Below are 21,637 nucleotides of genomic sequence, written 5' to 3'. Positions count from 1 at the left end.
GAAGCCGCTGACCTGAGCGACCACAGCTTCGGTGCGACCCCGTGTGGCCCCGCCCGTGCGCGAGGTACAGGTCCTCGGGGCCGAACGAGCTCTCAAGGATCTTCGGGTTGCCGACGAGCCACGTCGTACCGGGCCCTTCGTGGCTGTTCCACGGATCAGCCGGCGCGCCTGACTTATCGCCAGACACACCGGCCGTTCACGCCGGCGCCGCACGGCGGCCGGCCCGGGCACATTCGGACGCCCCCATCGGACGCCCGTCGGGCACGCACCGCACGGACACAGGCCGCAGGAGGGATTCCGGCTCAGACGCCGATGTCGCTGCCGTCCTTGCGCCAGACGGCGACGACCGAAGGGCGGACGATCCTGCCCGGCCCGTCGGGCCAGGTGCTCGCCGGCTTCTCGACGGAGGCGCCGTCGACCTCGCCCGGGTGCTGCACGGCGACGAGCACGCGGCGGTCCTGGATCACCGGCCCACAGGTCTCCGCCCCGGTCGGCACGGTCAGGAACTGCCGGAGCTCCCCGCGTCGTTCGCCCTGCGTCGCCACGCCGAACAGCCCGTCGTGCGAGCCGAGCTGGTTGCCGTCCGTGGAGATCCACAGATTGCCGTGGTCGTCGAAGGCCACGTTGTCCGGGCAGGAGATGGGGCTGACCTTCTCCTTGGGGAAGCCCGAGAAGTACGTCGCCGGGTCCTCCGGGTCCCCCGCGACGAGGAAGAGCCGCCAGGCGAACCCGTCGCCCGCCGGGTCGTCCCAGTGCTCCGCGAGCTCCAGGATCTGGCCGTGCTTGTTGGCATTGCGCGGGTTGGCCTCGTCCGCGCCGGCCTTGCCCGCCTTGCCGCGGTCGGTGTTGTTCGTCAGGGCGACGTAGACCCGGCCGGTGCGCGGCGAGGGCTCGACGTCCTCGGGGCGGTCCATCTTCGTCGCGCCGACCTTGTCACCGGCCAGCCGGGTGAAGACGTACACCTCCTCGGCCGTCATGCCCGGCACGTGCGAGGTGGTGCCCGTGGCGAGGGGGATCCAGACGCCGCTGCCGTCGAACTCGCCGTCCGAGGGGAGCTTGCCCGTACCGTCGAACTCCTCGGCCGGGGAGTCGCCCGTCAGCTTGGCGACGTACAGCGTCCCCTCGTCCAGCAGCGTCAGGTTGTGCTCCCTGTCCGCCCTCGAGTTCCCCTTCCTCATCCGCTTGCTGGAGACGAACTTGTAGAAGTAGTCGAACCGTTCGTCGTCGCCCATGTAGACCACCGGGCGTCCGTCGGCGGTCAGCCGGGGCTGCGCGGCCTCGTGCTTGAACCGGCCGAGCGCGGTCCGCTTGCGGGGCGTCGAGTCGGGGTCGTACGGGTCCAGCTCGACGACCCAGCCGAAGCGGTGCGCCTCGTTGGGCTCCTGCGCCAGGTCGAAGCGCTTGTCGAACCGCTCCCACTTGCGCTCGGTCGCGGCCGTGCCGATGCCGTACCGCTTGTCGGTGTCGCTCGAACCGTTGGCGAAGTACTGGTTGAAGTTCTCCTCGCCGTGCAGCGTGGTGCCCCACGGCGTGGTGCCGCCGGCGCAGTTGTTGAGCGTGCCGAGCACCTTGCGTCCGGTGCGGTCGGCGGAGGTGCGGAGCAGCGGGCTGCCGGCGGCCGGGCCGGTGACCCGGAACTCGCTGGTCGCGGTGAGACGGCGGTTCAGCGGGTGACGGCTGACCGGCGCGAGCTTGCCGGTGCGGTTCTCCTCCTGGACGACGACCACGGAGAGTCCGTGCGCCGCCCAGGCGATCTCGACCTGCTCACGGGTCGGACTGGCCGGATCGTATCCGCGGAACATCAGGATCTCGTCCGTGTACTCGTGGTTGGCGACGAGAACCTGACGGCCACGCTCCCCGCGGAGGGGGAGCAGGGAGAGGAAGTCGTTGTTGTAACCGAACTGGCCCGCCTGTGCCTTGGCGGACTGCTTGTCCGGGTCGAAGGCGGGAGCCCCGCGCAGAATCGGTTCGCCCCAACGGATGACCACGTTCTGGCCGTAGCCGTCGGGAATCGTGACCCGGTCGTCCTTGTTGGGCGCCACGGCCGTGAAGCGCAGGCCCCGGGCACCCGAAGGGGTGGGCTTCGGCTTGCGGCCGGGACGGCCGGCGAGCGGCGCCGCCTCGGCGACCGGCGCCGCCGGGCCGGCGAGAGCGGCGGTCCCGGCGGCGGTGGCCACGGTGACCACGGCGGCGGCGCGCATCAGCGAACGGCGTGACAGGGCACCGGCGATGATGTCGCCGGCGTACTCGTTGTCGCTGGTGTTGGGGACCTCCTGGAAGCAGGCGTCACCGCAGCGGTAGCGGCAGGTCAGCGCAGAGCGCCCGCCCGGGTGCGAGCCGATGAGCGGCAGCAGATCGCGCACGTTTTCGTCCCTCCGTCTGTGTGTCACGCGTGACGGTAGGTGCGCATCCACGCGGTACGTGGGACGGCCGGTGAACAGAGGGTGAAGTCCGGGACACCGATGCGCTCCCGGCCGTCCGGGCCGCCGCCCAGGACTCGGTGACGACTCGGTTGGAGCTCGGTTGACACAGGGGCGGGCCGCGCCACCGAACGGCCGGATCCGGCCGCTAACCTTACGTATCCGCCCTGGCCAGGGATCAATTCCCGCAGTACGGACATTTATTGCAACCAACTCATGCGAAAGGCCTCGCCCATGGGCATTCGGAGCTTGCTGCGTAAGGTGTTCGGCCGGACGGAGCAGGACGAGCCGACCACGGCCACCGTCCCGCCCCAGGCCGAGCGCACCCAGCCCACGGAGACGGAACCGGAGACCGCCACTTCGGCGGCCGAGCCCGCGAAGGCCTCGGTACCGGCCCCGGCCTCCTCCTCGGACCGCTCGGCCGGAGCCGAGCACGACAGCGGCCAGGCGTCGGACCTGGTGGCTGCGGCCTTCGACAAGTCGACAGCAACCTCCGCGGCCACGTCGGGGGCCACAGCCGCGCCGAGGGTTCCGGCCCAGGGGTCGGACCCGGAGGCGCCTGCGGACACCGCGGACGCCGGGAGCGACACGGCCGCCGGGACCGCCACCGGGACCGGGCCGGTCGTCGCGGCGCCGATCACGATCGACATGGACCCGGAGCCGGAGGCCGGGACGGCGTCCGTCGCGGCACCTGTCGCAGCGGTCGAGCCGGCGGCGGAGAAGGCCGGGCCCGCGAGGGAAGAGGCGGAGGCCGCGGCCGAGACCACTCCGGCCTCCGACGCAGCGCCGGAGGCCGCAACCGAAACGGTCACGTCCGTCACGGCGTCACCCGCGGTCGAGGAGCCTGCCGCCACTGAGGCTCCGTCCACTGAGGCGCCCGCCGCTGAAGCGTCCGCCGAGGCGGCAGCCGAGCCGAAGGCCGAGACCGTCGCTGAGCCCGTCGCCGCGCCGGTCGTCGCACCCGAGCCGGAAGCCGTGCCGGAAGCCGTGCCCGAGGCGCCGAAGGCCGAACCGCCGGCCGCGCCCGAGCCCGCGACCGCCGAGCCCGTCGCGGTCGCCGAGCCGGTCACCGCGCCCGAGCCGGTAGCCACCGCCCAGCCCGTCGCCGAGCCGGCCTCCACCGTCGCCGAGCCGGTAGCCGCACCCGAGGCCGCCGCCCCCGCCGGGAAGCCCGCCGTCGACCTCGCCCGGGTCAAGGCGGCGGCGCCCGGGCTCGTCGCCCCGTACAAGGCCGCTCAGGCCGGACTCAAGGCCCACGGGCTGACCGGGCTGCGTGCCGCCGTGTATCTGGTGCTCGACCGGTCCGGGTCCATGCGGCCGTTCTACAAGGACGGCAGCGCCCAGCACCTGGGCGACCGCACCCTGGCGCTGGCCGCGCACCTGGACACGGCCGCGACCGTGCCCGTCGTCTTCTTCTCGACCGACATCGACGGCACCGGGGCGATCGACCTCACCGCCCACGACGGCCGGATCGACGAGCTGAACGCGGGCCTCGGCCGCCTGGGCCGTACGAACTACCACCGGGCCGTCGAGGAGATCGTGGCCCACTACGAGAAGTCCGGTGCCACGGGCCCGGCCCTGGTGGTCTTCCAGACGGACGGCGCCCCGGACGCCAAGGTGGCGGCCAAGCAGGCCCTGGCGGACGCGGCGCGGCTGCCGCTGTTCTTCCAGTTCGTCGCGTTCGGCGACGAGGACGCGAAGGGCTTCGACTTCCTGCGCAGGCTGGACGTCGAGAACGCCGGCTTCTTCCACGCGGGCCCCGCCCCGCGCGAGGTGCCCGACGCGACGTTCTACCGCGAGGTACTCGCCGGACTCCCCGCCTGGGCCACCGCCCGAGGATTCGTCGCGGAGGACTGATCCACCGGCAGCCGTACGGTCACGGCGAGCCCGCCCTCCGGGCCGGGTGCCGCCGTGGCCGTACCGCCGTGGGCCACCGCGATGGAACGCACGATCGACAGGCCCAGCCCCGAGCCCTGCCCCATCCGGTCCCGCCCCTCGCCGCGCCGGAACGGCTGGAAGAACCAGGGCTATGTCCCCCTCGGCCACCCGTGCCGCCGTCGGCCTCGAGCTGCAGCTGCAGCACGGTGAACTTTTTTTCGGCCACAGGTCCAGGTCCCACCCGTCCCGGGTAGGCCGAGCCCTTCCACCCGGTCCTCCGTGGTCCCGGAGGCGGTGAGCATCAGGATCCTGGTGCGCGACCCGGTGGAGACGAGTCTGCGGGCCACGTCGTCGCCGTGCACCCGGGGCAGGTCACGGTCCAGGACGACGACGTCGTAGTCGTGCAGCCCGAGACAGGCGAGCGCCGCGTCCCCGCTGTACACGGTGTCGACGGCGAATCCCGCCCGACGCAGCCCGGTCGCCACCGGCTCCGCCAGGATCTCCTCGTCCTCGGCGACCAGTACCCGCATCGTGTTGTCCCCTGCCTCGTGCACGCGTGCCCACTCCTCCCAGGATGCGTCTTTGGTACGGGAAGGCATGTTTCGCAAAGCTCTCCGCGGCCGGGGCGGCCCTTGCCGATGTGAGTGGATCTTCCACGGACCGTTAGGATTTCGACCATGGCGGCCACTGGATCCGAGAAGCAAGGGGGCGACGGCGTGAAGAGTTTCTACGTATCGACCCCCATCTACTACGTCAACGACGCTCCTCACCTGGGCCACGCCTACACGACCGTCGCAGGCGACGTGCTCACCCGCTGGCACCGCCAGCGCGGCGAGAAGGTGTGGTACCTCACCGGCACGGACGAGCACGGTCAGAAGATCATGCGCACGGCCGAGGCGAACGACGTCACGCCCCAGGCCTGGTGCGACAAGCTCGTCGAGGAGGCCTGGAAGCCCCTCTGGGAGCACCTGAACATCGCGAACGACGACTTCATCCGCACCACGGAGAAGCGGCACACCGACCGTGTGCAGGAGTTCGTGCAGGACCTGTTCGACAAGGACCAGATCTACAAGGGCGGGTACGAAGGCCCGTACTGCGTCGGCTGCGAGGAGTACAAGCTCCCCGGCGACCTGATCGAGTCCGAGGACGGCACGAAACTGTGCCCGATCCACAAGAAGCCGGTGGAGCTCCTCAAGGAGGAGAACTACTTCTTCAAGCTGAGCGAGTACGGCCCGAAGCTCATGGAGTTCTACGCGGCCAACCCGGGCTTCATCCAGCCCGAGTCGGCCCGCAACGAGATCGTGAACTTCGTGAAGCAGGGTCTGCAGGACCTGTCGATCTCCCGCTCCACGTTCGACTGGGGCGTCCCGGTGCCGTGGGACCCGAAGCACGTCATCTACGTGTGGATCGACGCGCTGCTCAACTACGCGACGGCGGTCGGTTACGGCGCCAACCAGGAGAAGTTCGACGGCACCTTCCCGGCGGACGTGCACCTGATCGGCAAGGACATCCTGCGCTTCCACTCGGTCATCTGGCCGGCCATGCTGATGGCGCAGGGCCTGCCGGTCCCCGGCAAGGTCGTCGCCAACGGCTGGCTGATGGTCGGCGGCGAGAAGATGTCCAAGTCGAACCTGACCGGCATCAAGCCGCAGGACCTGACCTCGCACTTCGGCGTGGACGCGTACCGCTGGTACTTCCTGCGGGCCATCGCGTACGGCAGCGACGGCTCGTTCTCCTGGGAGGACTTCAGCGCCCGCTACACCTCGGAGCTGGCCAACGACTACGGCAACCTCGCCTCGCGCGTCGCGGCCATGGTCGGCAAGTACTTCGGCGGTGCGCTCCCGGAGGCCACGGCGGCCGGTGACGCCGAGCGCGCGGTCCAGGAGGGCCTGGCCCGCGCGGTCGCCTCCGCCGATCAGAAGATCGGCGAGGAGCTGGACTTCCAGGGCGGCATCCTGGCGGTCTTCGACTTCGTGAAGCAGGTCAACGGCTACATCACGGAGCAGGAGCCGTGGAAGGTCGCCAAGGACACCTCGTCCGAGGGCCAGGCCCGGCTGGCGACCATCCTGTACACGGCGGCCGAGTCGCTGCGCGGCGTCGCGGTCCTGCTCAACGCGGTGATGCCGGACACCTCGCAGAAGCTGTGGGACTCCCTGGGCGCCGAGGCGTCCCTGGGCGCCCTGGCCGACCAGCGGGTGCAGGACGCGGGCGACTGGGGCCGGCTGCCGGTCGGCTCCACGGTGACGAAGGGCGCGGTGCTGTTCCCCCGCCTGGAGGAGAAGCCCGCGTAAGCGGCGCACACGGCGCAGGAGCCCGGGCCCCGGAGACATCGGGGCCCGGGCTCCTGGCACGTTCCGGTGCGAGTTCCCCGGTTCACCGGGCCAGCGAAGCGGCGTCCCCCATCACGATCACGGGGTACTTCGCGGGATCCAGGGTGAGCAGCAGCTCGCGCATCCGGTCCTCGGTCAGCGAGACGCATCCCTGGGTGGGGCCGCCGTGGTCCACATGGATCCAGATGCCGCCGCCCCGCTCGGCGCCGAGCGGCCGGGTACCGTCCAGCGGGCTGGTGCCGGGGGTGCGGTTGTAGTTGATGGCGACGACGTAGTCGAAGGAGCCTTCGAGGGGCTCCCCCAGGAAGCCCTCGCCGCTCACCGCGAAGCGGGACTGCTCGTCGTACGGGAGCAGCGAGCCCGGGTCGGGCAGTCGCCCGCCCGCGTCGGTGAGGCCGAAGACCCCGGCGGGGGACCGGAGGTCGTCCGCGAGATGGTGGTCCGTCCAGCCCTCCATGCCGTTGTGGGCGGGCCAGGGGCCTGCCCCTGGTCTCCAGCCGAGGGCGGGGTCGTCGAGGTCGTAGAGCACCACCGTGGAGCGGTTCGAATCGGGTCCCTGCCCGGTCACCACGACGGCCTGCCGGGCCTCCGCAGGGATCTGTGCCAGGGTCTGCGGACCGATATCCGGAATCTCCGCAGGATGACGGAGGGGTTCCACGGACCAAGGCTGCGCGGCCGAGGGTCCTGGACCCGCCGCAGCGCGGGGCCCGGCCGGGTCGGAAGTCTGCACCGCTCCTGCGGAACAGCCGATGACCAGCAGGAACAGAACGACGAGCAGGGCGTACGGGCGACGCGTGACGGACACGGTGCGGAACTCCTCGGTGAGGGCGGACGAGCACGTCCCGTGCCCGCCCTTGCCTGGCCCGACGGAGCCGAACCGGAACCGGGGGCCATCGGGATGTACCCGGTTCGGGTGCCCGAGGTCCGCAAAGTTCCGCATGGTCCACCCGTACGCAGGAAGAACCCGGAACCGTCCCGGAGGTCCGCCACGCGTCCGCGCCCTGCTGTGCGTTCCTGTGTGCATGACATGGCCACAGGAACGCGCCGGAAAGCGAAACAGTCCCCGGCCGGGTGGCCGGGGACTGTTTCACGTGGAACCGGAGCAAAACCGCCGACGCCTACTTCGCGCCGGTGTCCCTCGCCACGGAGTCCTTGGCCTCCGCCTTGTCCTTCGTCGTCGCGACGGGCTTGCGGAGCTGGATGTTCAGCTCGCGCAGGCGGGTCTCGTCGAGCTCGCTCGGGGCGCCCATCATCAGGTCCTGGGCGTTGCCGTTGAGCGGGAAGGCGATCGTCTCGCGGATGTTGGGCTCGTCGGCCAGCAGCATCACGATGCGGTCGACGCCCGGGGCGATGCCACCGTGCGGCGGGGCGCCGAGGCGGAACGCGCGCAGCATGCCCGCGAACTCCCTCTCGACGGTCTCCGCCTCGTAACCGGCGATCGCGAAGGCCTTCAGCATGACCTCGGGCTCGTGGTTACGAATGGCACCGGAGGACAGCTCGATGCCGTTGCAGACGATGTCGTACTGCCACGCCAGGATGTCGAGCGGGTCCTTCTCCTCCAGGTCCTTCATGCCGCCCTGGGGCATGGAGAACGGGTTGTGCGAGAAGTCGATCTTCCCGGTGTCCTCGTCCTTCTCGTACATCGGGAAGTCGACGACCCAGCAGAACCGGAAGACGCCCTCCTCGAAGTGGCCGGCGCGCTTGGCGGCCTCGACACGCACGGCGGACATGATCTTGGAGACCTCGTCGAAGTCGCCGGCGCCGAAGAAGACCGCGTGGCCGGGGGCCAGGGACAGCCGCTCGGTGAGGGTCTTGACGTCCGTCTCGGTGAGGAACTTCGCGATCGGTCCCGCCAGCGTGCCGTCCTCGCCGACGCGGACCCAGGCGAGGCCCTTGGCACCGTGCTCGACGGCGTACTCGCCGAGGCCGTCGAAGAACTTCCGGGACTGGCCCGCGGTGTCGGGTACCGGAAGGGCGCGGACGTGCTTGCCGGCGAAGGCCTTGAACCCGGAGTCGGCGAACACGTCGGAGATGTCGACGAGCTCGAGCCGGGCCCGCAGGTCCGGCTTGTCGTTGCCGTACTTCAGCATCGACTCGCGGAACGGGATGCGCGGGAACGGCGAGGTGACGTGGCGGCCGTTGCCGAACTCCTCGAAGAGCTCGGTCATCAGCTTCTCGATCGGCCGGAAGATGTCCTCCTGCTCGACGAACGACATCTCGACGTCGAGCTGGTAGAACTCGCCGGGCGAGCGGTCCGCACGGGCGTCCTCGTCGCGGAAGCACGGAGCGATCTGGAAGTAGCGGTCGAAGCCGGAAATCATCAGCAGCTGCTTGAACTGCTGCGGCGCCTGGGGCAGCGCGTAGAACCTGCCCGGGTTCAGCCGGGACGGGACCACGAAGTCGCGGGCGCCCTCGGGCGACGTCGCGGCGAGGATCGGGGTCGCCATCTCGTTGAAGCCGAGGGCCACCATCTTGGAGCGGATGGAGGCGATGACGGACGAGCGCAGCATGATGTTGCGGTGCATCCGCTCACGGCGGAGGTCGAGGAAGCGGTACTCCAGGCGCCGCTCCTCGTTGACCCCGTCCTCGGCGTTGATCGTGAAGGGCAGCGGGGCGGCCTCGCCCAGCACCTCGACCTCGGTGACCTCGATCTCGATCTCACCGGTCGGGAGCTCCGGGTTGACGTTGTCGGCGCCGCGCGCGGAGACCTTGCCGTCGATCCGGACGACGGTCTCCTTGGTCAGCTTCGACAGGGCGTCGTTGCCGGGGGTGCCCGGGCGGGCGACGAGCTGCACCAGACCGTAGTGGTCGCGCAGATCGATGAAGAGGATGCCGCCCAGGTCTCGGCGATTGTGCAGCCAGCCGCTCAGCCGGACGTCGGAGCCGACGTCAGAGGCGCGGAGCTCGCCGCAGGTGTGGGACCTGTACCGATGCATCGTCGTTCATCCAGTCTTCGCGGTTCGGGGTGGATTGACACCCCAGGCTACCGCCCGTGGACGCACCGCTTCATTGCCATTGTTGCCGCACGGCCTTCCGCGACGCGCCCGGCGTCCTCCGGAGGACCGCCTCCGGAGGCCCTCCCTCGGTGGCGACCGCCGAGAACATCTTCCTAAAGTGGGGCAATGCGTACCGAGGAGATCCTGGCTGCGATCGGAACGGGTCTGTGGAGCTGGGACAGCTCCGCAGGCACGGTCTCGCTCGACGCCGAGGCCGCCCGGCTGTTGGGACTGCCCGCCGAGCCCGTCGTACGCCCCGGCGAGGAGGTGCGCCCCCGCTTCCACCCCGCCGACTGGAACGAGATCGACGGCGTGGTGAACTTCGCCGTCGCCGAGGACACCGTCGCCGAGGCCCGCCTGAGGATCGTGAACGAACACGGCGTGGTGGTGCGGACGGTGCGCAGCCGGTCGAAGCCGGTCCCGGTCGACTCGCCCGGCCGCCACCAGTACGTACTGATGGGCATCCTCCAGGAGGTCGCCCAGCCCCCGGACGCTTCGGCGGCGCAGACCCCTCTCACGGGCGACTGGCGGCGGTCGCGCGAGGCGTTCCTGCTGGACGCCGGGCGGGCCCTGGCCGAGGCGGGGTCCACCGAGGAGGTCCTGCGGGTCGCCGGTTCACTCTCCATGCCCGGCTTCTCGCCCGACGGGCTCGCCGTCTTCGGGGTCTCGGGAGAGCGGCTGACGGTCGTCGGGCACCACGGGCACAACGTCGGGGACGAGAAGCCGTTCACCGACATGCCCCTGCGGACGGACTATCCGGCCGCCGAGGTCGTACGCACCGGGCAGCCCATCTATCTGGCGTCTCCCGAGGAGTACCGTCAGCGCTTCCCGGCGACCTGGCCCCTCGCACGTGACTTCGGCCGCCGCTCCTGGGCCTTCCTGCCGCTGATCTCCTCGGGCATCACCATGGGCGCCTGGATGGCCGGGTTCCGGCACAGCGTGGCCTTCTCGCCCGACGAGCGCTCCGTGCTGACGACGGTGGCCAGGATGCTCGCCCAGGCCCTGACCCGCGCCGGTGCCGCCGAGACCGAGCGTGAGCTGTCGCTGGGCCTCCAGAGGGCGATGAGGCCGTCCCTGGGCCCCGGAGTGCCCGGGCTGGCGGTCGCCGCCCGCTACGTCCCGACGGGGGGCGGACTCCAGGTCGGCGGCGACTGGTACGACACGATCCCGCTCCCCAACGGCCGTATCGCCCTCGTCATCGGTGACGTCCAGGGCCACGACGTGCGGGCGGCGGGCCTGATGGGCCAGTTGCGGATCGCGCTGCGCGCGTACGCCTCCGAGGGTCACCGCCCCGACGCCGTGCTCTCCCGCGCCTCCCGCTTCCTGTCGGGGCTGACGGAGACGTACGACCTGGCCGACGGCGAGGAGCCGTCCGACGCGACGCGCTTCGCGACCTGCCTCTACGCGGAGGCCGACCCCGAGACCGGGACCCTCGACGTCGCCCGGGCGGGCCACCCCGACCCTGTGGTGGTCAGCGTCGACGGCACCGCGGTGATCCGGCAGACGGCCGGAGGGCTGCCCCTGGGCGTGGAGAAGGACGCCGACTACCCGACGACCCGTGTCGTCCTGGGGCCCGGCGAGACGATCATGCTGTGCACGGACGGGCTCATCGAGACCGGCGGACACGACATGGTGACCGGATGGACCAGGCTCAAGCCCGTCCTGGAGAAGCACGGCGAGGATCTGGAGGAGCTCGCGGACGCCCTCGTACAGGCGGTGCACGGTCCGGGCTCGCACTACACGACCGGCCCGCTGGTGGACCGCCGGGAGGACGACATCGCCGTGCTGCTGCTGCGCCGCGACGGACTGCGCACGCGCAGGACCCCGGGGCGGCGCTCGGCCATGACCATCGCCCAGGCGGAGCCCGAGCGCGTCGCGGCCGCCCGGCAGCAGCTGCGGGAGCTGCTGCACGACTGGGCCGACGCGGAGCAGGTCGACTCCGCGGAGCTGATGGTCTCCGAGATGTCCACGAACGTGCTCGTGCACACGGACGGGGACGCGCTGCTCGTGGCGGAGGTGACGGGTGAGCGGGGCGAGCGGCGGCTGCGCGTCGAGGTGGCCGACGCCAGCGACGAACTGCCGCACAAGCGGCGGCCGGGGGAGATGGCGTCCAGCGGCCGCGGGCTGTTGCTGATGGAGATGCTCGCCGACGCGTGGGGGGTGGACCCGAGGGGCGAGGGGAAGTCGATCTGGTTCGAGCTCTACGAGTCGGCGGAGCCGGGTGTCTTCGTCGGCTCATGAACCCCCGGGGACAGCGGGCCCGTCGCCGCCGGCCTCGTACCCCTTGCGGAGTTCGCCGATCACCCCGACGGCCGCTGCGCACAGAGGCACCGCCAGCAGCATGCCCAGCAGCCCCGCGACACTCGCACCCGCGGTCAGCGCGATCATGATCATGGCGGGGTGCATCTGGACGGTCCGGCTCTGGATGACGGGCTGCAGCACATGGCCCTCCAGCACCTGCACGGTGAGCACCACGCCCAGCACCCAGAGCGCGATGACGAAGCCACGGTCCGCGAGCGCGACGAGCACGGCGACGGCGCCGGAGAGGAAGGCCCCCAGGTAGGGGATGTAGGCGCCGACGAACACCAGGGCACCGAGCCCGGCCGCACCCGGCACCCGCAGGATCAGCAGGCCCACCGTGATGCACAGCGCGTCGATCAGTGCGATGAAGGTGGTCCCGCGCATGAACCCCTCGACGGCCTCGAAGGCCCTGCGCCCCATGGCTTCCACGAGGTCACCCGTGCCGCGCGGGGCGATGCTGTGGGCGAGGTGCGCGGCCCGGTCGGAGTCGCGGAGGAAGAAGAAGGTCAGCAGCAGCGCCAGCACGCTCGTGGCCACGAGCGACCCGATGAGGCTGATCCCGCTGAGCAGTCCGCCCGCCGCACTGGCGCCGAACTTCCCGACGAGGTTCTTGGCGTTGTCCGCGAGATCGTCCACATCGGCGACGCCCGCGATGTCGAAGTGGTCGATGACCCACTGCGCGGTGTCCTTCAGCGAGTCCACGATCTGGTCGCCGCTGTTGACCAGCGCGGTGACGACGATGTAGCCGGCGCCCCCGACCACCGCGACGAGCGCGGCGCAGGTGAGTCCGGCCGCCACCGACCGGTTCACCCCGTGGGCGGTCAGCCAGCGTTGGACGGGGCCGAGCAGCGCCGTGCCGAGCAGCGCCAGCAGGACGGGGGTGACAGCCGTCTTGAGCGCGACGCACAGCCAGATGGCCACCGCCGCGACACCGGCGGCCAGGAGGAGGACGCCGCACCAGGCGGCCGTCCGCCGCGCCACGTCGGGCAGGAGGGGCTTGCGGGTAGGCACCCTCCCACCCGATCACGGGCCGGGAGTGGTGTCCCTTCCCCACGGGCGTACGGGTGACGTCGCCCGCCGGACGCCTCGTCACACGCGCTGGTCGACGGGACAGCTCGCCCCGCCGTCCGGGAGTATCCCGGACGCGTCGGTCCCGCAGGGTGCGGGCCCGACGCGACGTCACCGCGGTCAACACCTGTGCGCGACGTCGGGGTTGAGCGGAACCGGCCACCCTCCGGCGCCGTACGCCCCCACCCGGTGGGGGAGCACGGACACGGTGGTGATCCCCGTGGGCGGCGTGGGCGGCGTCCACCGCCTCGGTCACCCGCCGCCTCGGTCACCTGCCGCGGGGGGCGGCTGCCGCTTCACGTGCGGCAGCCGTCCGCGCCCCGAGCCCCGCTACATCCCGTGCACGGCGGGAACGGTGCCCAGCAGACCCTTCTGGAAGTCCTCGAACGCCTGCTTGAGCTCGTCCTGGGTGTTCATGACGAACGGTCCGTAGTGCGCCATGGGCTCACGGATCGGCCGCCCGCCGAGCAGCACGACCTCCAGGTCCGGCGTGTGGCCGTCCTGCGCCTCGTCGGCGCGGACGGTCAGCGAGGACCCCTTTCCGAAGACAGCGGTCTGGCCGGTGTGCACGGGGCGGCGCTCCGCACCGACGCTGCCGCGCCCGGCGAGGACGTACGCGAGGCCGTTGAAGTCCTCGCGCCAGGGCAGTGTCACCTCGGCACCCGGCCGGACCGTCGCGTGCACCATGGTGATCGGGGTGTGCGTGATGCCCGGGCCCTCGTGGCCGTCGAGCTCACCGGCGATGACGCGCAGCAGCGCGCCGCCGTCCGGGGAGGCGAGGAGCTGGACCTGACCGCCACGGATGTCCTGGTAGCGCGGCGCCATCATCTTGTCGGACTTAGGCAGGTTCACCCAGAGCTGGAGGCCGTGGAAGAGGCCGCCGGACATGACGAGGGCCTCGGGCGGCGTCTCGATGTGGAGGAGGCCGGAGCCGGCCGTCATCCACTGGGTGTCGCCGTTCTCGATGGAGCCACCACCACCGTTGCTGTCCTGGTGGATGAAGCTTCCGTCGATGATGTACGTGACGGTCTCGAAGCCGCGGTGCGGGTGCCAGGGAGTCCCCTTCGGCTCGCCTGCGGCGTACTCCACCTCGCCCATCTGGTCCATCATGATGAACGGGTCGAGGTGCCGGTAGTTGATCCCGGCGAAGGCGCGCCGCACCGGGAACCCCTCACCCTCGAAACCGCTCGGTGCGGTCGTGACGGTCAGAACGGGACGGGCCACGGCCTCGGCCTGGACCGCGACCTTCGGCAGGGTCAACGGGTTTTCGACGGTCACTGCGGGCATGGGAGCCACCTCCGGGAGTCTTCTGATCCCAATTTAGTTGAACGATGAACATCTCGCAAGGCGACATTCATTCCCGGTGCCCCCGGACAGCGACGAGGGCCCGCACCGGCACGGTGCGGGCCCTCGGACGAGGCGGCGTCTTTCGGCTGGATCAGACGGGGCACGCGAGCCCGGCCCGATCCGGACGGGCGGCCCCGGGGGCGCGGACGCTCCTCAGCCGTACATACGGCGCATCGCGAAGTCCACCATCTGCTCCACGGCCTTGGCGTCGAAGACCATGCGGTGGTCGCCCTCCATGTCCAGGACGAAGCCGTAGCCGGTCGGGAGCAGGTCGATCACCTCGGCCCCGGTGATCACGAAGTACTTGGACTCCTTGCCCGCGTAGCTCCGCAGCTCCTTGAGCGTGGTGAACATGGGGATCACCGGCTGCTGGGTGTTGTGGAGGGCCAGGAAGCCGGGGTTGTCACCGCGCGGGCAGTAGACCTTCGCCGTGGCGAAGATCTGCTGGAAGTCCTCCGCGGACAGCGAACCGGTCGTGAAGGCCCGTACCGCGTCGGCCAGGGACGGCGGCGAGGGCTCGGGGTACAACGGCTGCTCGCCGTAGCCGCCGCCCATCTGCTGCTGTGCACCCGGGTTCTGGTCGTAGCCATACATGCGGCAAAGAGTAATCGGACACATCTGTGCCTTGAGGGGTTGCGTCTTATTACTGACGGGTAGCATCATCGTGGGGGTCAGGTGATATACCCACGCCAGGCCGTCCGTCGCCCGAACCTCCCTCCACGGGGCGCTGCCGCGCCACTGCTATTGATTACGGAGCCTTCCCATGGGGCACTACAAGTCGAATCTCCGCGACATCGAGTTCAACCTCTTCGAGGTCCTCGGGCGCGACAAGCTGTACGGCACCGGTCCGTTCGCGGAGATGGACGTCGACACCGCGAAGAGCATCCTCGACGAGGTCACCCGCCTCGCGGAGAACGAGCTCGCCGACTCGTACGCCGACGCCGACCGCAACCCGCCGGTCTTCGACCCCGAGACCAACACCGCGCCGGTCCCGGCTTCCTTCAAGAAGTCGTACCAGGCGTTCATGGACTCCGAGTACTGGCGCCTGGGCCTTCCCGAGGAGATCGGCGGCACGACCTCCCCGCGCTCCCTGATCTGGGGCTACGCGGAGCTTCTGCTCGGCGCCAACCCGGCCGTCTGGATGTACTCCTCCGGCCCCGCCTTCGCCGGCATCCTCTTCGACGAGGGCAACGAGGCGCAGAAGAAGATCGCCGAGATCGCCGTCGAGAAGCAGTGGGGCTCGACCATGGTGCTGACCGAGCCGGACGCCGGCTCGGACGTCGGCGCCGGCCGCACCAAGGCGGTGGAGCAGGAGGACGGCTCCTGGCACATCGAGGGTGTGAAGCGCTTCATCACCTCGGGTGAGCACGACATGTCCGAGAACATCATCCACTACGTGCTGGCCCGCCCCGAGGGTGCCGGACCGGGCACGAAGGGCCTGTCGCTCTTCATGGTCCCGAAGTTCCACTTCGACTGGACCACGGGCGAGCTCGCCGACCGCAACGGCGTGTACGCGACGAACGTCGAGCACAAGATGGGCCTCAAGGCGTCGAACACCTGCGAGATGACCTTCGGCGACCAGCACCCCGCCAAGGGCTGGCTCATCGGCGACAAGCACGACGGCATCCGCCAGATGTTCCGCATCATCGAGTTCGCCCGCATGATGGTCGGCACGAAGGCCATCGCGGCCCTGTCCACGGGTTACCTCAACGCGCTGGAGTACGCCAAGGAGCGCGTCCAGGGCACCGACCTGTCGCAGTTCATGGACAAGACCGCCCCCAAGGTCACCATCACGCACCACCCCGACGTGCGCCGCTCCCTCATGACGCAGAAGGCGTACGCCGAGGGCATGCGCTCCCTCGTGCTGTACACGGCCTCGGTCCAGGACGCGATCCAGGCCGAGGAAGCCGCGGGCGGGGACGCCAAGGCGCTCAACGGCCTCAACGACCTGCTGCTCCCGATCGTGAAGGGCTACGGCTCCGAGAAGTCCTACGAGCAGCTCGCGCAGTCGCTCCAGACCTTCGGCGGCTCCGGCTACCTCCAGGAGTACCCGGTCGAGCAGTACATCCGTGACGCCAAGATCGACACCCTGTACGAGGGCACGACGGCGATCCAGGGGCAGGACTTCTTCTTCCGGAAGATCGTCCGGGACCAGGGCGCCTCGCTGAACGCCCTCTCCGAGGAGATCAAGAAGTTCCTCGCGGGCGCCCAGGGCGACGAGGAACTGTCCGGCGCGCTGGACAACCTCGCCAAGGCCGCGGTGGACCTGGAGGCGATCGTCGGCACGATGATCACCGACCTCACCGCGACCGGCGAGGACGTAAAGAACATCTACAAGGTGGGCCTCAACACCACCCGCCTGCTGATGGCCTCCGGCGATGTCGTCGTCGGCTACCTGCTGCTCAAGGGCGCGGTCGTGGCCTCCGAGAAGCTGCGCAACGCCTCGGCCAAGGACGCGGCCTTCTACCAGGGCAAGATCGCCGCGGCGAAGTTCTTCGCCACGAACATCCTGCCGGGTGTCTCCGGCGAGCGCGCGCTGGCCGAGACCGTCGACAACTCACTGATGGAGCTGGACGAGGCCGCTTTCTAGCCCCTCGGCCCGACCACGACGCCGCCGTCCCGAACCCTCCGGGCGGCGGCGTCGTCGTGGTCGGGGGCAACTTTCCGGACACGGACCGCGGGAGGCCGCCGTACACAGTGAATCGCCCCTGCCCGCCGTCGTTACAGTGAGGAACATGAGCTCTCCCCTCCGCTTCGACCGCGGGCACACCGACGATCTGATGGCCTTCCTGATGGCCGCGCCCTCCCCGTACCACGCCGTCGCCGCGGCCGCCGCGCGCCTGGAGAAGGCCGGATTCCGGCAGGTCGAGGAGACGGATGCGTGGGACGGCTCCGAGGGCGGGAAGTACGTCCTGCGGGGCGGTGCGATCGTGGCCTGGTACGTGCCGGAGGGCGCCGGCGCCCACACCCCGTTCCGGATCGTGGGGGCCCACACCGACTCCCCCAACCTGCGGGTCAAGCCGCTGCCCGACACGGGTGCCTACGGCTGGCGCCAGATCGCCGTAGAGATCTACGGCGGGACGCTCCTGAACACCTGGCTCGACCGGGACCTCGGTCTCGCCGGCCGCCTGTCCCTGCGTGACGGCACGCACCGGCTGATCGACATCGACCGGCCCCTGCTGAGGGTTCCCCAGCTGGCCGTGCACCTGGACCGGTCGGCCAACCCCGACGGTCTGAAGCTCGACCGTCAGAAGCACATGCAGCCGATCTGGGGGCTCGGCGAGGTCGAGGAGGGCGACCTCATCCGCTTCGTCGCCGAGGAGGCGGGTGTCGACCCCGCGGAGATCACCGGCTGGGACCTCATGCCGCACCCCGTCGAGCCTCCGGCCTACCTGGGCCGGGACCGCGAGCTGCTCGCCGGCCCCCGTATGGACAACCTGCTCTCCGTGCACGCCGCGACGGCCGCGCTCGCAGCCGTGAGCACGCAGCCGGACGCCGAGATCCCGTACATCCCCGTGCTGGCCGCCTTCGACCACGAGGAGAACGGTTCGCAGTCCGACACCGGCGCCGACGGCCCGCTGCTCGGCACGGTGCTGGAGCGCTCCGTGTTCGCCCGCGGCGGATCGTACGAGGACCGCGCCCGGGCCTTCGCCGGAACCGTCTGCCTCTCCTCGGACACCGGCCACGCCGTCCACCCCAACTACGCCGAGCGGCACGACCCGACGCACCACCCGGTGGCCAACGGCGGGCCGATCCTCAAGGTCAACGTCAACATGCGCTACGCGACCGACGGCGGCGGCCGCGCCGTGTTCGCCGCCGCCTGCGAGAAGGCGGGCGTCCCCTGGCAGACGTTCGTCTCCAACAACTCGATGCCCTGCGGCACGACGATCGGCCCGATCACCGCGGCACGGCACGGCATCCGGACCGTCGACATCGGTGTGGCGATCCTTTCGATGCACAGCGCACGCGAACTCTGCGGCGCCGAGGACCCGTATCTCCTGGCCAACGCGCTCGCGGCGTTCCTCGCCGGCTGATCCCACCACCGTCCCAACCGCCCGCACGGACATGGTTGTTGCCGGGCCGGGTACGCGACCCGTACACCGGCCCGGATTCACCGGGCCGTCGAGGAGGCGGAAATCATGGGGCTCGGAGGATGCATTCTCCTGATAGGTGCCGGGGCGATTCTGGCGTTCGCCACCGACTGGGAGATGGATACCGTCAACGTCGACCTGGTCGGCTGGATCATGATGCTCGTCGGCCTCGTCGGGGTCTTCGTCTACGTGAGCATCGCGCGTCGCCGCCGCATGGTCGTGCCGCCCACCACCACTGTCGTATCGGAGGACGAGCGCCGCTACCGGTGACCTGACGGCGGGTCGGCCCCCGTCCGCGGGCGGACCGTGACCGCGTGTCGGCTCGGCGTGGGCCCGATGTTCTGGGCACCTGTCCGTGCCCCCATCCGGGTGCGTCCTGCCCGGAAGGAATGCCGCTCGTGGAGTTCCGGCTGCTCGGCACGGTCTCCGTCGACACCCGCACCGGGCCGCTGCCGCTCGGGCCCGCCAAGAGGCGCGGCCTGCTCGCCGCCCTGCTGCTGTCGGCCAACACCCCCGTGCCGGTCGCCCGGCTGACGGACTCCCTGTGGGGCGAGGCATCCCCGCCGAGCGCCCGTGGCGTCATCCAGGGGCACGTCTCACGCCTCCGCGCCCTCATGGCCGGTGCGGAGGCGGAGGCGTGCGGGGTGGAACTGCTCACACTCGACGACGCCTACGTGCTCCGTGTCCCGGAAACCCTGCTGGACTACCAGCATCGCCGTGGACCCGGCGAAGTGGGCGACCGGCTACTGGACACCCGAGCTGCGCAACGGCGCCGACGAGTTCTGAGCCCGTCAGCCCTGCTCGTCCATCCCGGCCAGCACCAGCGGAAGCCTGGACGTCCCTGTGGCGGTGACTCTCACGGGGACGCCCCAGTCCTGCTGGTGCACATGGCAGGCCGGGTATTCGTTCGCCGGGTCGTCGTCGCAGGACGCCGCCATCGCGGACACGTGCAGGACGCCCTCCGTGACCCCGTCCGCCAGGAGCAGATCACGGCTCAGGTCCGTACCCGGCCCCGATCCCGCGGCCAGCAGATCCGGCGGGGTGGAGGAGACCAGCAGCCGGGTGGAGGGACCGTACCGGGTGTCCAGCTTCTGACCGGCGGGCGCCTGGAAGACCACGTCCAGCCGCAGCGTGCCGGCGGCGACCTCGGTGGCCGCCCGCTGCGTGCGGTGAGCACGGCCCGCGACCCGCACGGCCTCCTCGGGAAGCCTCAGCCGGGTCAGCCGGTGGCGAGCGGACTCGACGACGACCAGGTCGCCCTCCACCAGCACCGCGTCGCTGGGCTCCCGCAGGTCCGTGGCCAGCGTGGTGACCTCACCGTTCTCCGGGTCGTAGCGCCGCAGCGCGTGGTTGTAGGTGTCGCTCACCGCGACGGATCCGTCGGGCAGCGCGGTGACACCCAGCGGGTGCTGGAGGAGTGCCTGCCCGGCGGGGCCGTCACGGTGGCCGAAGTCGAAGAGACCGGTACCGACGGCGGTGTGGACCGCGCCCTCCAGGTCCACGTAGCGCAGTGCGGAGGTCTCGGAGTCGGCGACCCAGAGCCGGTCGCCGGCCGCGGCCAGGCCGGACGGCTGCGCGAACCAGGCGTCGTCCGCGGGCCCGTCGACCAGGCCCTCGTTGGTCGTTCCCGCGGCGACCCGCACCGTGCCCTGCTCGGGGTCGTACGTCCACAGCTGGTGCACGCCCGCCATCGCGATCCACAGCCGGCCGCCGAACCAGGCGATGTCCCACGGCGACGACAGGTCCACCTCCGCGGCCGGTCCACTCGTGGCGGAGCCCTGCCACCACTGCCGTCCGGTCCCGGCGAGCGTGGTCGTCACGCCCGTCGCGAGGTCGAGCGCCCTGATCGCGTGGTTGACCGTGTCCGCGACGGCGATCCGGCCGTCGGGCAGGAAAGCGAGGCCCTGCGGCTCGCTGAACCGGGCCTCCTCGCGGCCCCCGTCCGCGAATCCCCGCTCACCGGCGCCGAAATGGCCCCGTACGGTCTCGCCGTCGGCGTCCAGCTCCACCAGGCGGTGCCGGGTGGTGTCCGAGACAAGGAACCCGCCGTCGGGCAGGGCGAGCGCCTTGCCCGGGAACCGCAGGTGTGTGGCGACCGGCTCCGGAGCGACGTACGGACCGTCGCCGCGACGCAGAGTTCCCTTCGCCGCGTGCTCGGACTCCAGCTCCTCGACCAGCTTCCCGATGGCGTGTGCGTGCCCCTCACCGGCGTGCTGCGCGACGACGTAACCCTCGGGGTCCACGACGACGAGCGTGGGCCAGGCCCGGACGGCGTACTGCTTCCAGGTGGCGAGCTCGGGGTCGTCGAGGACGGGGTGGTGCACCTCGTACCGCTCGACGGCGTCGACCACCGCCCGGTGCTCCGCCTCGTGCACGAACTTCGGCGAGTGGACACCGATGATCACCACGGTGTCGCGGTGCTTCTCCTCCAGCTCACGCAGCTCGTCGAGCACGTGCAGACAGTTCACGCAGCAGAACGTCCAGAAGTCCAGGATGACGATGCGTCCCCGCAGGTCAGCCAGGGTGTACTGCCGGTCGCCTGTATTGAGCCAGCCGCCCTTGCCGATCAGTTCGGGGGCGCGGACACGTGCACGTGCTGTCATGCCACCAGTCAACAGCACCGTGGCCTGCCCGCATTCCGGCAGAACGTCGGGGAACCTGTGATCCATGAGACTTCTCGTACGTGAGCGCGTGTTCGGCATCGGTGACGACTACTGGATCGAGGACGCCGACGGGCGGAAGCTCTTCCTCGTCGACGGCAAGGCCATGCGGTTGCGGGACACCTTCGAGCTGAAGGACACCGACGGCCGGGTGCTGGTGGAGATCCGCCAGAAGCTGATCAGCCTCCGCGACACCATGCTCATCGAACGCGACGGCGACGAGCTCGCCAAGATCAAACGGAAGCGCCTGTCGCTGCTGCGCAACCACTACCGGGTGACGCTGGTGGACGGCACCGAGCTGGACGTCAGCGGCAAGATCCTGGACCGCGAGTTCGCCATCGACTACGACGGTGAGCTGCTCGCCCAGATCTCCCGGCGCTGGCTGACCGTCCGCGACACCTACGGCGTCGACATCGTGCGGGAGGACGCCGACGTGCCCCTGCTCCTCGCGGTGGCGGTGTGCGTGATCGTCCTGGCGGACAAGGAGAACGGGGAGGACTGAGGGACGGACGCGCCCCGGTGGTCCGGTTTCACGTGAAACCGGAC

General features: G+C 70.6%; 14 protein-coding genes and 4 pseudogenes. 9 read left to right on the top strand and 9 right to left on the bottom strand.

Annotated elements, in window-relative coordinates; genetic code table 11:
* Positions 1-302: 302 nt before the first annotated feature.
* Positions 303-2,363, bottom strand: coding sequence for a PhoX family protein (locus ABZ441_RS24155; protein WP_358977730.1), 2,061 nt, complete (start codon positions 2,361-2,363; stop codon positions 303-305).
* A gap of 291 nt (positions 2,364-2,654) precedes the next feature.
* Here ABZ441_RS24155 and ABZ441_RS24150 point away from each other — a divergent pair, with 291 nt between their 5' ends.
* A complete protein-coding gene (locus ABZ441_RS24150) occupies positions 2,655-4,277 on the top strand; it encodes a VWA domain-containing protein (RefSeq protein WP_358977728.1) in 1,623 nt (540 codons plus the stop codon).
* Here the strand turns inward: ABZ441_RS24150 and ABZ441_RS24145 are convergent.
* Positions 4,211-4,466, bottom strand: a pseudogene (locus tag ABZ441_RS24145) (ATP-binding protein); the annotation flags it as partial. The gene ABZ441_RS24150 and the pseudogene ABZ441_RS24145 sit on opposite strands and share 67 nt — an antisense overlap.
* Positions 4,467-4,549: 83 nt before the next feature.
* Positions 4,550-4,828: pseudogene (locus ABZ441_RS24140) on the bottom strand (response regulator); the annotation flags it as partial.
* A 147-nt stretch (positions 4,829-4,975) separates the two neighbouring features.
* On the opposite strand from ABZ441_RS24140, the gene metG reads away from it, so the two are divergent.
* Positions 4,976-6,589 (top strand): methionine--tRNA ligase, encoded by a 1,614-nt coding sequence (metG, locus tag ABZ441_RS24135; RefSeq protein WP_358977726.1) that lies wholly within the window; start codon positions 4,976-4,978, stop codon positions 6,587-6,589.
* 82 nt (positions 6,590-6,671) lie between these two features.
* Here the strand turns inward: metG and ABZ441_RS24130 are convergent, their stop codons facing one another.
* Together ABZ441_RS24130 and aspS are read right to left on the bottom strand one after the other, a co-directional pair.
* Positions 6,672-7,433 carry a hypothetical protein gene (locus tag ABZ441_RS24130; protein WP_358977724.1) on the bottom strand — a complete coding sequence of 254 codons (762 nt, stop codon included), beginning with the start codon at positions 7,431-7,433 and terminating at the stop codon, positions 6,672-6,674.
* Between the two features lie 313 nt (positions 7,434-7,746).
* The gene (aspS, locus tag ABZ441_RS24125; protein WP_358977722.1) at positions 7,747-9,564 is read right to left on the bottom strand and encodes an aspartate--tRNA ligase; all 1,818 of its coding nucleotides are present in this window, start codon (positions 9,562-9,564) and stop codon (positions 7,747-7,749) included.
* Positions 9,565-9,750: 186 nt separating this feature from the next.
* Here aspS and ABZ441_RS24120 point away from each other — a divergent pair, with 186 nt between their 5' ends.
* Complete coding sequence (locus ABZ441_RS24120; RefSeq protein ID WP_358977720.1) at positions 9,751-11,865, top strand: SpoIIE family protein phosphatase; 2,115 nt, start codon at positions 9,751-9,753, stop codon at positions 11,863-11,865.
* Here the strand turns inward: ABZ441_RS24120 and ABZ441_RS24115 are convergent.
* From ABZ441_RS24115 to ABZ441_RS24105, 3 genes are all read right to left on the bottom strand, one after another.
* Entirely contained in the window at positions 11,860-12,936 is a 1,077-nt protein-coding gene (locus ABZ441_RS24115; RefSeq protein WP_358977719.1) for an AI-2E family transporter, read from the bottom strand. The two genes, ABZ441_RS24120 and ABZ441_RS24115, sit on opposite strands and share 6 nt — an antisense overlap.
* Before the next feature lie 387 nt (positions 12,937-13,323).
* A complete protein-coding gene (locus ABZ441_RS24110; protein ID WP_358977717.1) occupies positions 13,324-14,280 on the bottom strand; it encodes a pirin family protein in 957 nt (318 codons plus the stop codon).
* A 213-nt stretch (positions 14,281-14,493) separates the two neighbouring features.
* On the bottom strand, positions 14,494-14,934 hold the full coding sequence (locus ABZ441_RS24105) for an SseB family protein (protein WP_073750539.1): 441 nt from the start codon (positions 14,932-14,934) through the stop codon (positions 14,494-14,496).
* 169 nt (positions 14,935-15,103) lie between these two features.
* Here ABZ441_RS24105 and ABZ441_RS24100 point away from each other — a divergent pair, with 169 nt between their 5' ends.
* From ABZ441_RS24100 to ABZ441_RS24080, 5 genes and pseudogenes are all read left to right on the top strand, one after another.
* The gene (locus ABZ441_RS24100; RefSeq protein WP_358977715.1) at positions 15,104-16,930 is read left to right on the top strand and encodes an acyl-CoA dehydrogenase; all 1,827 of its coding nucleotides are present in this window, start codon (positions 15,104-15,106) and stop codon (positions 16,928-16,930) included.
* Between the two features lie 145 nt (positions 16,931-17,075).
* Positions 17,076-18,374 carry a M18 family aminopeptidase gene (locus tag ABZ441_RS24095; protein WP_358977713.1) on the top strand — a complete coding sequence of 433 codons (1,299 nt, stop codon included), beginning with the start codon at positions 17,076-17,078 and terminating at the stop codon, positions 18,372-18,374.
* Positions 18,375-18,479: 105 nt separating this feature from the next.
* Positions 18,480-18,701 (top strand): DUF6458 family protein, encoded by a 222-nt coding sequence (locus tag ABZ441_RS24090; RefSeq protein WP_099173346.1) that lies wholly within the window; start codon positions 18,480-18,482, stop codon positions 18,699-18,701.
* Positions 18,702-18,829: 128 nt separating this feature from the next.
* Positions 18,830-19,141 (top strand): annotated as a pseudogene (locus ABZ441_RS24085) (winged helix-turn-helix domain-containing protein); the annotation flags it as partial.
* 1 nt (position 19,142) lies between these two features.
* Positions 19,143-19,217, top strand: a pseudogene (locus ABZ441_RS24080) (DUF4232 domain-containing protein); the annotation flags it as partial.
* Positions 19,218-19,222: 5 nt separating this feature from the next.
* Here ABZ441_RS24080 and ABZ441_RS24075 read toward each other — a convergent pair.
* Complete coding sequence (locus ABZ441_RS24075) at positions 19,223-21,034, bottom strand: NHL domain-containing thioredoxin family protein (protein WP_358977711.1); 1,812 nt, start codon at positions 21,032-21,034, stop codon at positions 19,223-19,225.
* A 64-nt stretch (positions 21,035-21,098) separates the two neighbouring features.
* Here ABZ441_RS24075 and ABZ441_RS24070 point away from each other — a divergent pair, with 64 nt between their 5' ends.
* Positions 21,099-21,593: an LURP-one-related family protein gene (locus ABZ441_RS24070; RefSeq protein ID WP_358977709.1), complete on the top strand. Its 495-nt coding sequence runs from the start codon at positions 21,099-21,101 to the stop codon at positions 21,591-21,593.
* Positions 21,594-21,637 lie beyond the last annotated feature (44 nt).

Origin of the sequence: Streptomyces sp. NPDC005752 (assembly GCF_040630715.1) — a bacterium.
In the GTDB taxonomy this organism is placed as follows: domain Bacteria; phylum Actinomycetota; class Actinomycetes; order Streptomycetales; family Streptomycetaceae; genus Streptomyces.
This window is presented reverse-complemented; position numbering and strand designations above follow the sequence as displayed.

What these genes read in the sequence shown, in the direction of transcription:
- ABZ441_RS24150 (WP_358977728.1), top strand. Translation starts at nt 2,655, where the DNA reads ATGGGCATTCGGAGCTTGCTGCGTAAGGTGTTCGGCCGGACGGAGCAG.
- metG (WP_358977726.1), top strand. Translation starts at nt 4,976, where the DNA reads ATGGCGGCCACTGGATCCGAGAAGCAAGGGGGCGACGGCGTGAAGAGT.
- aspS (WP_358977722.1), bottom strand. Translation starts at nt 9,564, where the DNA reads ATGCATCGGTACAGGTCCCACACCTGCGGCGAGCTCCGCGCCTCTGAC.
- ABZ441_RS24120 (WP_358977720.1), top strand. Translation starts at nt 9,751, where the DNA reads ATGCGTACCGAGGAGATCCTGGCTGCGATCGGAACGGGTCTGTGGAGC.
- ABZ441_RS24110 (WP_358977717.1), bottom strand. Translation starts at nt 14,280, where the DNA reads ATGCCCGCAGTGACCGTCGAAAACCCGTTGACCCTGCCGAAGGTCGCG.
- ABZ441_RS24105 (WP_073750539.1), bottom strand. Translation starts at nt 14,934, where the DNA reads ATGTATGGCTACGACCAGAACCCGGGTGCACAGCAGCAGATGGGCGGC.
- ABZ441_RS24100 (WP_358977715.1), top strand. Translation starts at nt 15,104, where the DNA reads ATGGGGCACTACAAGTCGAATCTCCGCGACATCGAGTTCAACCTCTTC.
- ABZ441_RS24095 (WP_358977713.1), top strand. Translation starts at nt 17,076, where the DNA reads ATGAGCTCTCCCCTCCGCTTCGACCGCGGGCACACCGACGATCTGATG.
- ABZ441_RS24090 (WP_099173346.1), top strand. Translation starts at nt 18,480, where the DNA reads ATGGGGCTCGGAGGATGCATTCTCCTGATAGGTGCCGGGGCGATTCTG.
- ABZ441_RS24075 (WP_358977711.1), bottom strand. Translation starts at nt 21,034, where the DNA reads ATGACAGCACGTGCACGTGTCCGCGCCCCCGAACTGATCGGCAAGGGC.
- ABZ441_RS24070 (WP_358977709.1), top strand. Translation starts at nt 21,099, where the DNA reads ATGAGACTTCTCGTACGTGAGCGCGTGTTCGGCATCGGTGACGACTAC.